Origin of the sequence: Sphingomonas jinjuensis (assembly GCF_014197105.1) — a bacterium.
Taxonomy (GTDB): domain Bacteria; phylum Pseudomonadota; class Alphaproteobacteria; order Sphingomonadales; family Sphingomonadaceae; genus Sphingomonas; species Sphingomonas jinjuensis.
Window position 1 is genome coordinate 1 of the sequence record NZ_JACIEV010000012.1, and the last position, 14,041, is coordinate 14,041.

At 63.3% G+C, this 14,041-nt stretch carries 14 protein-coding genes; 4 read left to right on the forward strand and 10 right to left on the reverse strand.

Annotation, left to right across the window (positions count from 1 at the left end):
• On the forward strand, positions 1–164 hold a 164-nt coding region (locus GGQ80_RS16630), incomplete at its 5' end, for an integrase core domain-containing protein (RefSeq protein WP_183986941.1).
• On the opposite strand, the gene GGQ80_RS16635 is transcribed toward GGQ80_RS16630, so the two are convergent.
• From GGQ80_RS16635 to GGQ80_RS18535, 5 genes are all read right to left on the reverse strand, one after another.
• Positions 165–482: a hypothetical protein gene (locus GGQ80_RS16635; RefSeq protein ID WP_183986943.1), complete on the reverse strand. Its 318-nt coding sequence runs from the start codon at positions 480–482 to the stop codon at positions 165–167.
• A 123-nt stretch (positions 483–605) separates the two neighbouring features.
• Complete coding sequence (locus tag GGQ80_RS16640; protein WP_183986945.1) at positions 606–911, reverse strand: hypothetical protein; 306 nt, start codon at positions 909–911, stop codon at positions 606–608.
• Positions 912–1,988: 1,077 nt separating this feature from the next.
• A complete protein-coding gene (locus GGQ80_RS16645; RefSeq protein WP_183986947.1) occupies positions 1,989–5,114 on the reverse strand; it encodes a PAS domain-containing protein in 3,126 nt (1,041 codons plus the stop codon).
• Positions 5,115–5,300: 186 nt separating this feature from the next.
• Positions 5,301–5,918, reverse strand: coding sequence for a response regulator (locus GGQ80_RS16650; protein ID WP_183986949.1), 618 nt, complete (start codon positions 5,916–5,918; stop codon positions 5,301–5,303).
• 128 nt (positions 5,919–6,046) lie between these two features.
• The gene (locus GGQ80_RS18535; RefSeq protein ID WP_246347160.1) at positions 6,047–6,667 is read right to left on the reverse strand and encodes a PEPxxWA-CTERM sorting domain-containing protein; all 621 of its coding nucleotides are present in this window, start codon (positions 6,665–6,667) and stop codon (positions 6,047–6,049) included.
• A gap of 268 nt (positions 6,668–6,935) precedes the next feature.
• On the opposite strand from GGQ80_RS18535, the gene GGQ80_RS16660 reads away from it, so the two are divergent.
• The gene (locus GGQ80_RS16660) at positions 6,936–8,069 is read left to right on the forward strand and encodes a sensor histidine kinase (protein WP_246347161.1); all 1,134 of its coding nucleotides are present in this window, start codon (positions 6,936–6,938) and stop codon (positions 8,067–8,069) included.
• Positions 8,070–8,079: 10 nt separating this feature from the next.
• On the forward strand, positions 8,080–8,811 hold the full coding sequence (locus tag GGQ80_RS16665) for a Crp/Fnr family transcriptional regulator (protein WP_183986955.1): 732 nt from the start codon (positions 8,080–8,082) through the stop codon (positions 8,809–8,811).
• Between the two features lie 51 nt (positions 8,812–8,862).
• Here the strand turns inward: GGQ80_RS16665 and GGQ80_RS16670 are convergent, their stop codons facing one another.
• The 4 genes from GGQ80_RS16670 to GGQ80_RS16685 form a co-directional block, all read right to left on the reverse strand.
• Complete coding sequence (locus GGQ80_RS16670) at positions 8,863–9,183, reverse strand: hypothetical protein (RefSeq protein ID WP_183986957.1); 321 nt, start codon at positions 9,181–9,183, stop codon at positions 8,863–8,865.
• A 108-nt stretch (positions 9,184–9,291) separates the two neighbouring features.
• Positions 9,292–9,807 carry an energy transducer TonB family protein gene (locus GGQ80_RS16675; protein WP_183986959.1) on the reverse strand — a complete coding sequence of 172 codons (516 nt, stop codon included), beginning with the start codon at positions 9,805–9,807 and terminating at the stop codon, positions 9,292–9,294.
• Positions 9,808–10,478: 671 nt separating this feature from the next.
• Positions 10,479–10,922 carry a PilZ domain-containing protein gene (locus GGQ80_RS16680; protein ID WP_183986961.1) on the reverse strand — a complete coding sequence of 148 codons (444 nt, stop codon included), beginning with the start codon at positions 10,920–10,922 and terminating at the stop codon, positions 10,479–10,481.
• A gap of 30 nt (positions 10,923–10,952) precedes the next feature.
• On the reverse strand, positions 10,953–11,420 hold the full coding sequence (locus tag GGQ80_RS16685; protein ID WP_183986963.1) for a PilZ domain-containing protein: 468 nt from the start codon (positions 11,418–11,420) through the stop codon (positions 10,953–10,955).
• Between the two features lie 264 nt (positions 11,421–11,684).
• Here GGQ80_RS16685 and GGQ80_RS16690 point away from each other — a divergent pair, with 264 nt between their 5' ends.
• Positions 11,685–13,370: a putative bifunctional diguanylate cyclase/phosphodiesterase gene (locus tag GGQ80_RS16690; protein WP_246347162.1), complete on the forward strand. Its 1,686-nt coding sequence runs from the start codon at positions 11,685–11,687 to the stop codon at positions 13,368–13,370.
• Position 13,371: 1 nt separating this feature from the next.
• On the opposite strand, the gene GGQ80_RS16695 is transcribed toward GGQ80_RS16690, so the two are convergent.
• Positions 13,372–14,040, reverse strand: a complete 669-nt coding sequence (locus GGQ80_RS16695; protein ID WP_183986968.1) for a response regulator transcription factor — start codon at positions 14,038–14,040, stop codon at positions 13,372–13,374.
• Position 14,041: the final 1 nt, after the last annotated feature.

Sequence of the window (14,041 nt, forward strand, 5' to 3'; positions counted from 1 at the left end):
TGCTGATCGAGGCGTGGCGCCGTCACTACAACACCGTCCGGCCGCACAGCAGCCTGAGCTACCGCCCGCCGGCCCCGGAAGCGGCGACACCGCCAGTGCCGGCCTCCGGTTCCGCTTCGCTCCACCTACGCCCGGCAATGGCAGCGGAGACGACAATGCACTAACTAACAACCCGGACCACCCCGTGGGGGCTGCTCAAAGTAGCCGGCGGCCGAAATCAGGTGGTCCCAGAACGGCTGGAAGGTCGGTGCGCCGAAGCGGCTGCCGTCGATCGGGTTCACCAGCGGCGAGAAGCCCAGCTCCCGTTCGACGTCGGCCTCGGTGTCGCCGGGCTCGACCACGATGAACTCGGTCCAGTCGGTGAGGTCGCCGTATGGCGTGACGAGGGCGGCGAAGCGGCGGCGCAGGAGGTCGATGAGGCGCGGGTCGAGGTCGCGCGCCAGCACGTACGCCATGTCGGCGCGGTCGTAGATCGTGATCATGGGTGATCCTTTCGGGCATGAAAAAGGCCCCGGAGGCGTTGCCCGCGAAGCTGCTGGTGCCGCCTGGTGCAGCGATGGGATTGTTCGGCTTTTGACCCCAAGAGGCGGGGCCTGGGTCGATGGTCAGCGCCCGGCCGGCTGACCGGCTTGGGCTGGCATCGCGTGATCCGCCTTGGCGGGTTCGGCATAACGGCTAGCGATCGCCAGCAGGGTCGGATCGATGCCTTGCTGATCCGGCACGAACAGCGTGACGCCGCCGCCGTCGTCGGTCAGGACGAAGAGCAGCTCGAACACGCCGCCATGGTCCTCAGCCCACTCGAACGACGGCTCGAAGTCGGGATCGCCCCAGCGGCTGCCTTCGACCATGTTCGTCGCGACGGGGACGCCAGCGGCGGCCTCCATCGCGTCGCCCCCGGTATCGGGGGCCACCTCGGCTCACTTCCTGATGCCGCCCCCTATGTTCCTCTCGGGGCGCGGCCTGAGCCGGATGTTAGGAACCTAGCCACTAGAGCAGGCGCATGCGCCTTTATCGGCCGAAGCCGACTGGACATGCGCGCATGCCACCCGGCCACAGTGATCCTGTCGACCGAGTTCTAGTGGCTGAGGTTCCGACGCCCCACCCTCCGGCTTTCACGAAGGGCAGGGAGATCATGGGCAGAAGGATCGAGGTTCGCAATAGCCTCGAGCGATCCGCGGTCGCTTATCTGCCCGGCATATAAGGTGGCTGTTTGTTCGTGTTTTGTTCTTGTCCATTTTCATGATGTCGAACCATCCCTAAGCCCGCGCCTCGCGATCACCCCGCCCCCGCGCCCGCTGGCGGGCGACAGCCATGCCGACGATGCTGCAACGCTGCCTGAGGCGGGTGTCGAGAGCGGCGAAAAGGGGAAAAAGGCAATGCGGGCCCTCTTTCACCTCTTTTGTGGCCGTACCGCTTGTCATCCTCGCAGGGGCGTTTTGCGTCGATCACGGCATTCATCAAGGCTGCCAGTGCCGCCGAAGTTGGGGGAAAGCTGCCTGTCCGCTATTGGGGCGGCGGTGAGCCTTGACGGACGTTCGTTCAACTGATGCGCTTAGGATTGATCGGCTAAGTTGGGAGAGCGCAATCCGTCCTCTCAAGAGCGGCCATCCGGCGAAAGCTGATCTTCATCGCCAACGCGACGGCGGCTGTGCGCTCTTAGCCCGGTCCCATCGGATCGCGATCGGGGCAGGCTTCAAGGTCGTGGTCTCTACAGCTTGGTCAAAGGTCACATCCAAAGCTCAGCGGACGCATCGCTCCTATCCTCCTTTCGTCATCGCTCCGGCTGCGGCCATGCCTGAAGTTTAAGTCATGCGCGGCGAGGGAAGCATAGCTGCCGACGCCAACAACGGCATAGGCATCGCTGGCGTCGCGCACAGCGCGCGATTGATGGCTACGCATTGCGGAGTCGGTCGGGTAGCACAGAACGCGTTGGTCAGCGCCAGGCGCGGCCTCCACGATGCCTCGGTCGCGACACGGCTGCACATGGTCTATGCGGTCCATTGTCCGAGTTCCAAGTTTGTGGCCTCGGCTGCGACGAGTAATTGCATAGCCAGGTCGTCCGCTGCCCGGCCGGCTTGGCATGCCTGTTCAATCGAGACGGCGATGCGGATTACCTCTAGGCAGCCGACAACGGAAACCGCGCCGCGGAACGAATGAGCTGCGGCACTCGCGGCGTCGAGCTTTCCCTCGGCGATCATGCCGGCGATCATGCCCGGCTTAGTGACGAGTTCGACCCGAGCCATTGAGACGATCTTCACAGCACTCTCCGGGCCGACGACCGTTGCAACGTCCTGCAGTCGCCCGTTATCGAGTAGGGGGCTAGGGTTTTGGTCCGCGACGCCGGCGGTCTGTCCGTCAGCGGTCGTGACCGCCTGCAGCGTGTTAAGGAGCAGGTCGGCGTCGATCGGCTTCGTTAAGAACGCTGTCAGGCCAGCATGTTCGTAGCGCTGCCTACGCGCGGGCACTGCGTCTGCCGACAAGGCGACGACGGGTGTGCCGGTATTTGGACCAGAGCCATCCTGGATAACGCGGGTGGCGGCTAGCCCATCCATCTCGGGCATCTGCATGTCCATGAGTATGACGTCGAACCGCTCGCGCTCGGCCGCCGCAACGGCAAGACGGCCGTTCTCGACACTCGAAACGCGGTGGCCGTCGAGCTGCACCAGCGCTTCGATCAGGGTCCGGTTGATTGCATTGTCCTCGGCGAGGAGGATCGACAGCGATCGGCCCCGTCGGTTCGGCGCCAGCCTGATCGGCTGTTGGCTGACGGTTTCCGCAATGTCGAGCGTGAGCGCGACCGTGAAGCGGCTTCCGCGCCCCGGCTGGCTATCGATGACGATGGTGCCCTGCATGGCGTCTACGAGGCGCCTGGTTATGGCTAAACCCAGACCAGTACCGCCGAAGCGCCGCGTCGTCGAGGCGTCGGCTTGGATGAACGGTGCGTAGATGCGGTCGCTCGTCTGTTGATCCATGCCGATGCCGGTGTCGATCACTTCCAGAACCACTGACCGATGGTTATTGCCATCCGGTTGGATCGTGAGACGCAGTTCGACGCTGCCCTGGCTCGTGAACTTGATAGCGTTGCTGACAAGATTTGAGATGATCTGCTGGATCCGAATAGGGTCCCCGCGAACGCGTGGGTCGATACCCGGCGGGCTCGACATCGTGAGCGATAGCCCCTTGCTGGCCGCCGCATGGTAGAACAGGTCGACCGTCTCGCGGCACAGCTGGTCCAGATCGAGGTCGACGCATTCAATCATCAGCTTGCCGCTCTCGATCTTCGAAAAGTCGAGCACGTCGTCCAGGATCGTCATCAGCAGCTTTGCCGACCGTTCGAGGTTCCCGATTAGGCGGGCGCGCTCCTCTTTGTCGGGATGTCCTCTCAGCAATTCTATCATGCCGAGTACACCGGTCATCGGCGTGCGGATTTCGTGGCTCATGGCGGCGAGGAAGGCGCTCTTCGCCTCCGCCGATGCGCGTGCGGCGTCACGGGCGGCGATCAGTTCGGCAGCCGTTTCGATTTCGTCGGTGATGTCGCGGAAGACGCCGACGACACCGATAATCGTGCCGTCGGGTGCCATCTCCGCCTGACCGCTCGACTCGACGTGACGAACGCCGCCGTCGGGACGCCTTATCCGCGCGCGGAACGTCCAGGGTTTGCCACGCGCCAGCGCGTCGTCGACATCGCGCTGCACGGCGGCCCGATCGTCGGGATGATAGGCGTGAATGGCCTCGGCAAGCGTCGGTAGATCCCCGACGGCGCGGCCGTGGATGCGGGATACTTCGTCGGACCAGAACAGGTCATGGTTGATCGCATCCAACCGCCAATGCCCAATTCCGGCCAGTGCTTCCGCCATGTTCAACAGCCGGTAATTCTCGTGCAGCCGCGCCATCGCGGAGGCCGTCTCCAGCTCGGCCCTCCGGCGTCGCGCCACGTCGCGGACGCTGGCGACAAACTCGCGCGGCCGCCCGATCTCGTCTCGAACCAGCCGATAGGTCGCCTCGAGCCACACGTAGGTCCCGTCGCGCCGGCGCTGACGGTAGGAGCATACCGGATCGACGGCGCCGGTCAGCAGGCTCCGGCAGACGCTCTCGACGCGCGCGCGATCCTCAGGATGGATGGCGGCAATCGGGGTCATGCCGACCATCTCCTCAGGCTCGATGCCGAGGATGGTTCGGCAGGCTGGTGAGACGAAGCGACGCACGCCGTCCAGCCCGATCCGCACGATCATATCGTTCGAATAGTCCGCCAGCAGACGATACTGCCGCTCGCGCTCGGCGAGCCGACGCAGCGTCCCCTCGCGCTCGACCAGGATCGCCGCCATCGGCAGGGTCGATGCGACTAGAACGGCGAGAAATATCTGTAGGAAGAGCAGCCGATGGTCTATTTGCGAGAAGGTTTGGGCGATCGGCCCGACGCCGCGTGCCGTTTCGACTGTCGCAACCACGGTGACCGTCAGGATGCTCACGGCGGCCCCGATGAAGCGGAGCCTGAAAATCGCCACGATGATTGCGGGCAGGATCAGGAATAACGCTGGGTAGCGGGCGGCGCCAAAGACGAACAACGTTGCCGCCGCCGCTAGAAGCGCCACCGGCACCGTCTCCCACCGGCGACGGGATCTTACTAGGACCGCGTTGTCGGAACAACCCGCCGACAGGATCAGTGGGCCCAGGATGACCATGCCCAGCGCGTCGGCGGCGAACCAGCGGGAAGCAACCGTAGTGACTTGCGCATCTTCAAGCAGTGCTAGCGAGCCGGCGCCGATGACTGCCGCTATGGCCGGCGCGGCAATCCCCCCGGCTGCGAAGAACAGCAGTAGGTTGCGCGGAAGGTATAGCGGTGTCGTCGCGTCGCGCAGCGTGTCGACAAGGACCAGCGTCACAACGATCTCGCCAATGTTTGCCGCGAGTTGCGGCGCGGCGATCGCGAGCGACGAGGCCGTTGCGGCATAGACGATGATGAACCCGATCGTGGCTCCCACCAGCGCTGAGCGACGGCCGATCGAGCGGAACCGCAGCAGTGGGGCAGCGATCGCGACGTTGGCGAGCCACATGGGAGCCATGCCATCTGCTTGGCCGAGGACACGGCCCAACCCGGCCAGCACGGCGGTCACGAAAGCGAACGTGGCAGCCCACCGCAGGTGGTTGAGCCGTGCCGCCCGCGGCGTGCCAACGCTGGCCGGAGAGGGAGGCGCGGAGACCGTGTCCTGCCGCCGCGCACGGCGATGGGAGGGCGCCGATGAAGTCGTTTCTAGCGCATGATCAGATGCGTCCATATCCCACCAAAGGATCAGAGGCGGTCACTGCGTCGCGTCGTGATAGAGGAGCACCGCCTGCGTCCGGTTGACCACGCCAAGCTTGCGTAAGATGGCGCGGACATGCTGCTTGATCGTCATCTCCGAAAGGCCGAGCTCATAGGCAATCTGCTTGTTGAGCCCTCCATGCGACATCGCGCGGAGCACGCGTCCCTCTGCTGGCGTTAGCGTCGCCAATCGCGAGGCATGGGTTGAGGAAGAAGATCCGTCAGGCTGTGCGCACCGCGCGTTGAATGCGAACCCGCCGGCAAGGACTTGGCGTAGCGCTTCGACGATTTGGGAGATCGCCGCCGACTTGGGAACGAAGCCCTTTGCACCCGCGGAGGCGACTGCTGCTTCCCAGCTTTCGCCTTCTGACCCACTGATGACGAGGACCGGCACATCCGGCCGGGCTGATGCGATGTCGATCAGCGTCGGGAGCCCGCGGCTGTCGGGGAGATTTAAATCCAGAATGACGAGATCAAAGGGTCCGGCGGCCGCTAGCGCCTGGGATAGCGTTGCCGCTTCGGTCACCGCTGGATTGGGGAAGACGGAGGCGAGCGCCATCGTCGCAATCTCGCGACACATGGGATGATCGTCAGCGACGAGCGCGCGCAGCGGCATGTTCCCCCGCATTCCCTCCTGTACCTATTAATCGCTTTATTCATATCAAAGGCAAGATCCCTCAGTGGACGAGGGGGTAACGGGGTCGACGTCCAGGATTGGGGGGTGAATGTCGACCCCGCCGATGCTCAGGCTGTCACGCCCGCCCAAGCACCGGTTCGCCGGCTACGGTGGCGATGCGCCGCGCCGACGAGCCCCATGCCGAGGAACATCATCGCCCAGGTGGCAGGCTCGGGAACCGCCGAGACGCCGCCAAGGCGCAATTGCCTTAGATCCTGGATGCCGCTGGTCGCGGGATCGGCGACGAAGCCGACCGAGGTGAAGCGCTCTCCGGCGTTCCCGCTAATTCCCAGGAAGTTCTGCCCGTTGGTGTTGATGTCGATCGTTCGCGAGCCGCCCGTGTAGGTCAGGAGGACCCGAACAGCCTGATTTGCCGCGTTGCCGGGGAGCGGAAACAGGTTGAACGTCGCGGTGGCGAAGGTTGCGCCGCCTGCAAGGCTGAAGGTCAGGCCGTTCAGAAGCCCGTCAGTCGCCGATACGTCAGCCTGCCCGTTGGCGTTGCCGTTCAGCCTCTCCGACGAAGTGAAAAGCACGCCGATCCCCGAAGATGCTCCCGTGCCATTTATCGTCGCCTGGTTCGTGGCTGCGGAGACCATGACGTTTTCATTTGTCGCGACGCAATTGTTGCCTGTGCAGATGTTGATTGCAGCCGATGCCGGACTGGCAGCAATGGCTGTGGTGGCGGCCATGACTAGGATCGTCGTTCTGATTAGCATCGAGGTTCTCCCCTGGTTGGCGCAGTTGGCCTGAGCAGGCTGCGCGGACGAGCGGCCCCGGGAGAGCGTGTATCGCCACGACGGACGGCACATAACCGGCACTTTAGAGCTATATGGGCGGACTTGCAGTCTGATTATGGTGGGTGCCGGAGCACCTCGGCAGTGATCGCGACGCCCGCGACCCTCGACGCGCCCACGCGAGATGCTCCACTCCGCAATCTGGCGCATGGGAGAGGAGCGCATGGGGATCCACGAAGAGCCACGTTTAGGGGCGGCGGAGCCACGAGAGGGCGTTGCTGCCGTCTCTGCGTCCGGGCTTGAAGTGACCGTGCTGGGTAATGCGCTTGAAGACGACGGTGAACTGGAGCGGGCGTTGGTTTTCAGCGGCATCGGGTGCTGGGTATTGGAGCTGTCAACCCAGCGGCTCCGGGTCACCCTGCATTGCAAAACCATTTACGGTCGACCATCCGCCGACAGGTTCGAGATGGCGGACATGATTGCTGCGATCCATCCTGCCGATCGTTCAGTCTACAATGACGCCGTCGACGCCGCAGTGCGAAACGGCGTGTGCGTCGACCTCGATCATCGCATACTCCTGCCCGATGGATCGGAGCGCTGGGTGGAGCTGCGTGGTCAGGCTATCATCGATCAGATGGGCAGTGGACCGATCCTCATCTGCACGGTTCAGGACATCACCGACCGCAAGCAGGGCGACCTCCATCGTGCGCTTCTAGCGAGTGAGATGAACCACCGTGTAAAAAACAGCTTTTCGCTCACGCAGGCCGTCATCCATCAGACGGTCCGGAGCGCCAAGTCGATCAGAGAGGTGGCAACGGTCCTCGATTTGCGCCTTGCCGCCCTGGCGGTAGCGAACGATCTCCTCGTAAGCGACGTTGCAGGCACCGCGACAATGGTTGACGTGGTACGTCGTGCCCTTCTGCCATTCGGGTTCGGCACGACCGACCATTTTCAGTGGGCTGGGCCAGACGTCGCACTGCCCGCGCGCGTGGTGGCATCGTTGAGCCTCGTGCTTCACGAGTTGGCCACGAATGCGTCGAAATTCGGTGCGTTATCGCAGGTGGGGGGAAGCGTCCGCCTCGTCTGGCAGATGACCGAGCGCAAAGGCCAGATGCGGCTTAGCCTGACCTGGAGGGAAGCAAACGGCCCCCCCGTCCGACCGCCGCAACGGACAGGCTTCGGCACGAGGCTGATTCAGCGGTGTCTTGGCGATGAGATCGGCGGCTTCACCGCAATCGAATTTCGTATTGATGGGCTCCTCTTTACGGCGGATCTTCCGATGCACGAAAGCGCCTCGACCGTTGCCGGCACGTCGCTGACGGGCGAGGCAACGCCGTTCCAGCCCCCGTCGTGCTGAGCCATCGATCATGGCCGATCCGCCGCCGCCTTCACCCGGAGACTTGATCGTTACGCGTTTGCGTCGCGTTCTTGATCTGCCGCCCGACGATGCCGAGGTCATCAGGGGCTTGTCATGGAATTTACGGGCAGTGCCCGACTACCGATCGGCAGCCGGGGGGACCTACGGCATGGAATTGCGACCGGGGTTTATCGTTTCGGGCGGGGTCATCAAGTCGCGCCATCGTGCTGACGGCGTCAAGGAGACGGTAGGACTGGCGCTGCCTGGCGATCCGCTGGGCCTTGACGCTGTCTTTGGTCGGGAGATGATCGACGAGGTCATCTACCTTCCGGGAACGACCCTGGTCGACACGGACGCCGCCGCCCTTCGACGCGCGATGACGATGGCTCCGAGCATCCCCGTGGCACTCGGCACGCTGCTGATCGGCGACCTCTCCATAGCGGAGCAGTGGATACTCTGCCTGGGCAGATTCGATGCTATGCAGCGCATTTGCCATCTCTTCTGCGAGCTCTCGGCCAGGATGCATGCGGGTGACGAGCCTAGAAATCCTGTGGTGGCCGGACTGACGCAGGACCAGATAGCTGATCTCGTTGGATTGACACCCGTCCACGTCAACCGAACGCTTCATGTGCTCGCCAAGACGGGATGCATCACGCTAGGGCGAGGTTACGTGCGCCTCGACGATCTTTCCACGTTGCACAGCCGCGGCGGGTTCGACGGACGGTATCTGGGGCTTCGCTGAGCCTCGGTTATGCGGCAAGCGCCGATCCCCTGATCGTGGACGATTGGATCGTCAATGCGGCCAGCCCGGCGAGGCGATCAGCCACTTAGCGAGACGTCGCACAGCATCTGATGTGAGCTTTGCCGAGCCGTCGCCTGATCCCGCATCGGGCATCCATACATGGCCGGCCTTCGCGAAATGAGCGAGCCAGCGGTTTCCGGCCTCCGTGCCGCCGCCGCTCAGCTCGAGCAATTCTGCGATAGCCATGTGCAGCCCGCGTTGCTCGGCGATGAAGAGCACCAGCAAGATGTCCCACGGGTGTTCGCCGCCGAAGAAGACGTCGGGGAAGTAGGATGATCGCAGTCGCCTTCTTTGCAACTCAACGGCGGCCATGTCGGCAAGTCTGGGTGAGGCCATCGGGATATCTCCCAGCCATGATAATTCGTTGCGGTAATCTCCTCCTGCCCGCAGAAGCAGGAGGAGAGGCGGGTAATCGCCCCGTTAGTTGCCGCTGGCTGCGATCGTTCCGACGACGAGCACGGTGTCTGTGTCCCCCCGACGCTGTGCTAAGCTGTTGAAGAGAGCCTCGCGCCGCAGTTGCTCGACCATGCGGTCGTAGCTCTCCCAATCTGTCGCGAAGACGAGGTTAGCCCTCACATGTTGTCCGGAAGCGATCGAGGCGGGCATCTCGGGCATCGTTCCCATGCGAGCGATGGCACGCAGGGCGAGCCGATCGAGCATGGAATGTCCGGATGGACGAGCGACGACGAGGTCCTTGGGTCGGTTGGCGCGGTCGGCGGCGAAACGCACGGTGACGATGCCGTCGATGTGAAATCCTGCGATTGGGGCAGCGACGGATGCCATGGCTCGGTCAAGTCGTCGGGCGACCGCCGCGCTCCATTGCGCTGGCGTTACGGGGTTCGCACGCACGGTGATGTCATCGCCGGCTTGCTTGGCGCTTGAAGAAGCCGGGAACAGGACGGCGATGGCCGTCAGGAGGATAACGATGGGCTTCATGACGATCTCCTTCATCGGATGATCGGCCTGGAAGCGCGCGTGATCGCCGCGGTTTGGCCGCGGCGGCGTCTAGGTCGAAGCGGTGCGGTGACGCTTCTGCGGTCAGCGGCCAGCACCAAGCGCTGGATCGGCCTCGGCGGAGCTCGCGTCAATCCGACGAAATAGCGATGCCTTAGCACTAAAAGGCCAGCAACGAGGCGAATTCGCATGGTGGCCATGAAGCTATCCTGAATCGCTAAGTCTGCCTTGATCTCGCGAGATGGACGAAGGGCAGATCGCCGGAATCGATCTGGCAGCCTCGAACGACCACATCTGGGACGATAGCGGAACGTCCGCTTTCGGTCGGTTGCTGCGACAAGCGGCCAATTGCTTGGGGGGCGGTGAAAAGTGGTGCGGGCCGATTTAGGTGGTATAAAGCGGTGCGTCCGCTTTGAATCCGTCGACCGCTAATGTGCGCTGATCGATTGCTCAGACTTAGTGTATGGATTGCTCAGCAGCCTTAGTCGAATTGTAGATCCCTGCGGCCTAACGCTGCCAGCATTTGGAGTAACATGCATTTTTCGAAGAGCCGCGCATTGAAGTGAAGATCACTAGGCGTAGTAAGTCGATAGTAGAAAGCTCCGCCCTTTTCAGAAAGTCGAATGATCAGCGATCGCCGCATGTGCCGCGGGTTACACGTGACGGTAGGCATTCTGCAGCGAGTGGAACCAGCCAGCCTTGCAGGTGGTCTTGGTATCCCCAAAGCCGGGCTGTATAGCGGAGGTGCGCGGGGCGATCTTCGCCGTCGCATGGATCGGGTTAATGGGAGTCCCGAAAACGAGTCCCGCTGCGTTTTCTGAGGTCCAGACGACCGTGGCAGCAACGTCCACCAGCTTCCCAATCGTCAGGAAGACCGCATTACCGGATTGCAGATCGCTTGTCCGGTCAATCCGCATCCCGCCTTCCGAGATGTTGCGGACGCGGTGGCAGGTTGCCGGAGCTTCTTTGTTAGCGGCGATGAGGACGGTAAGCATCACGCTGACGCGACGTGCGCGCGGCTTCATCGTTTCGAACTCTCTTGGTTCGGACACGATATGACCTGAGGTCGAAGCGTCGGATGCGCGGGTCAGGATCATGTCAGGCTTTCCTGTCTTTGGTCTTCGACGTCAATGGTGCGGGGACAGGGCGATCATTGCGGCTTGAGCAGGGGTGGAAAGCGTATGGAACACCAGCGAACCCAGCGTCGCCGTCGACCATAGGATCGCGATCGCGATCGCTGCCGCCTCCAGATGGCGCTTGATGTGGATCGAGCGCGTTGCCGTCCGCGCCAACCGTCGCCGTTCCACGGGCAGCGCGGCAACCGGCGCTTGTCCGGTCCTGTGGAGCGAGTTGACGTCGATCCGTTCGCGGGTGTTGATCCCGCACCGGTTGGCGGTTGACCACATGATGCGACCGACCACGACCAACGTGTCGCGGCGCAATTCCACATAGCTGCCGCGGCACGGGGCGCGTCCGACAAGCTGCAGCATTGCGCCATGCGAGGAGATGTTGCGGATGGTGGCATCGGTCCAGCCGCCATCGGTGCGCAGTCGCGCCGCAATCATCGTTGCCTTGCGGAATTCACGATTCTTCATATCGATGCCTACCTCGTCTTCCGTCCCGCTATCTGGCATCGATCACTATTCAAATATCGCAAAACTACGATCTGCGTAGTTCTACGCTTATTTACCTTTCGTTAACCCTAGATAGCGACTTACCGGGTGCAAGCAGAGGTGAAAGGAAGCGATATGGCGACATCGATGTCAAATGCTGTCGCGGTCGAACATGGTCGATCGATCGATGCGGCATCTGTAGCCGAGCTGACGCGAGAACTGACGATGGTCAGGAATGACAGTCTGTTGCACGAAGATCGTGTCAATCAGCTGACGAATCTCGCGAGCTTCCACCGCGAGGCGCTGGACGCAGCCGCGATCGTCGCGGTGACCGACCGGCACGGCAAGATCACCGCCGTCAATCAGAAGTTCTGCCAATTGAGCGGCTATACGCCTGACGAACTGATCGGAGCGAACCACCGCATCGTGCATTCCGGCGTTCACGACCGTGCGTTCTTCCGGAGGCTGTATCGGACGATTTCGGCGGGCAAGGTCTGGCACGACGTGATCTGCAATCGGGCGAAGAGCGGTAAGCTCTATTGGGTCGATACGACGATCGTCCCGCATCACGACGGTTCGGGCTATACCGCGATCCGGTTTGACGTGACGCCGCAGAAGGAGGCGGAGCAGCGGCTGTGGCGGCTGGCGAACATCGATTCTCTCACCGACTTGCCCAATCGGCGCCACTTCATGGAGATGCTGGCGGCCGCCACCGCGGCCGAAAAGCCGTTCGCGACAGCGATCCTTGATCTGGACCATTTCAAAGACGTCAACGATAGCGCCGGGCACGACGCCGGCGACCGGCTGCTGACCGCGGTCGCGCGCGAACTGCGCCAGGCAATCGCCGAGGACGAGGTGATCGGCCGGCTGGGCGGTGACGAATTTGCGCTGATCCTGCACCATGACGGCGATTCCGCGAAGCTGCGGCGCAAGCTGGACGCATTGGTTGATGCCGCCGCCAACCATATCGATGGCAGCCGCTTCGGATGGCGCGTCCAGGCGAGCGTCGGCGCGGCGACCTTTCCCAAGGACGGCGTCGACGAGGGCGATCTGCTGAAATGCGCCGACATGGCGCTGTACGCCGCCAAACAGTCCGGACGGGGATGCGCCAAGGTGTTCCGCAACCAGTATCGGCTCGATGCGGAATGGCGTGCGGACACCCGATCCGCGATCCAGCGCGCGCTGACCAACGGCGAGATGTTCGTCCTCTATCAGCCGATCGTCGACCTGCAGCATGATCGACCAGCGGCATTCGAGGCGCTGTTGCGGTGGCGGATGGCTGACGGCGAGGTGCGGACTCCGGCGGCGTTCCACGACGTTTTCGACGACGATCGTACCGCGGCCGACATCGGCCTGTTCGTCCTGAATGAAGTGCTCGGTCAGATTAAACGCTTGCGTCGAGAAGGTATCGCCTTCCAGTCGATCGCAATCAACGCGACGCTGGGCGATTTCCGCTCCTCGACCTTCGTCGACCGGATCATCCAGGAGGTCGACAGCGGACGGATCGGCGGCAGCCAGCTGTGCGTCGAGATCACCGAGGGAATGTTGATGGATCGCGGTGCGCAGACGGTGTGGGAGTCGATCGACCGGCTGAACGAACGCGGCGTACAGATCGCGTTCGACGATTTCGGCACTGGCTTCGCGTCACTGACCCACCTGCGCCAGCTGCCGATCGATCACGTCAAGATTGACCGCAGCTTCATTGAGGCGATCTGCGCCGGCGGCAAGGATCGGGTGATCGTGGAAAGCGTCATCGAACTGGCCCACCGGCTGGGGCTGCGCGTCGTAGCCGAGGGCGTCGAGCAGACAGAACAGGCGACGCTCCTGCGCGGATTGGCGTGCGACAGCATCCAGGGCTTCCTGATCGCGCCGGCACTATGCGAGGCCGGCGTGGCCAACTTCATGCGCGACCGCCCGTCGCTCGCTGCGTGAATCAGACGGGGCCATCGGGACGAACGATCGCGCCCTTTGGTTCGATCCCCGCGTCGAGCGCAACGCGGACCGCTTCCGACAGGCTGGAGACGCCCAGCTTGTCCATCGCGTGCGCACGATAGGTTTCGACGGTGCGCGTCGACAGGCCCAGGCGGAATGCGATGATCTTATTTTGAAGTCCTAGTACCAGACCGCACAACACGTCCTGCTCGCGCTCGGTCAGGCGGGCGATCCGGTCCTGCGCTGCCGCAGCGCGGGTGCGCTGGTGAAGGTCCTGGCGCAGCCGCAACAGCGCGCGGCCGACCGCCTGGGTCAGCACGTCGGGGCGCATCGGCTTCTCGATGAAGTCGGCGGCACCGGCGTGAAGCGCGGCGACGGCCAGCGGCACAGTGGCGGCGCCGGTCAGCATCACAACCTGATGGCGGCTGCCCGCCTGACGGAGCGCCTCCTGCACCTCGCGGCCGCCGAGCCGGGGCATGTTGACGTCGAGGACGATACAACCATCGGGCAGCGTGTCGTGGATGTCGAGAAAGGCGCGGCCATCGGAAAAGGCGGTGACGTCGTGGCCGCAGGCCTGCAGCGTTTCGGTCAGCTCGGCACGGAGCGCGTCGTCGTCGTCGACGACATAGACATGCGTGTGCTCCGCGTCGGTCAGGTGCAGCGGGTCCATG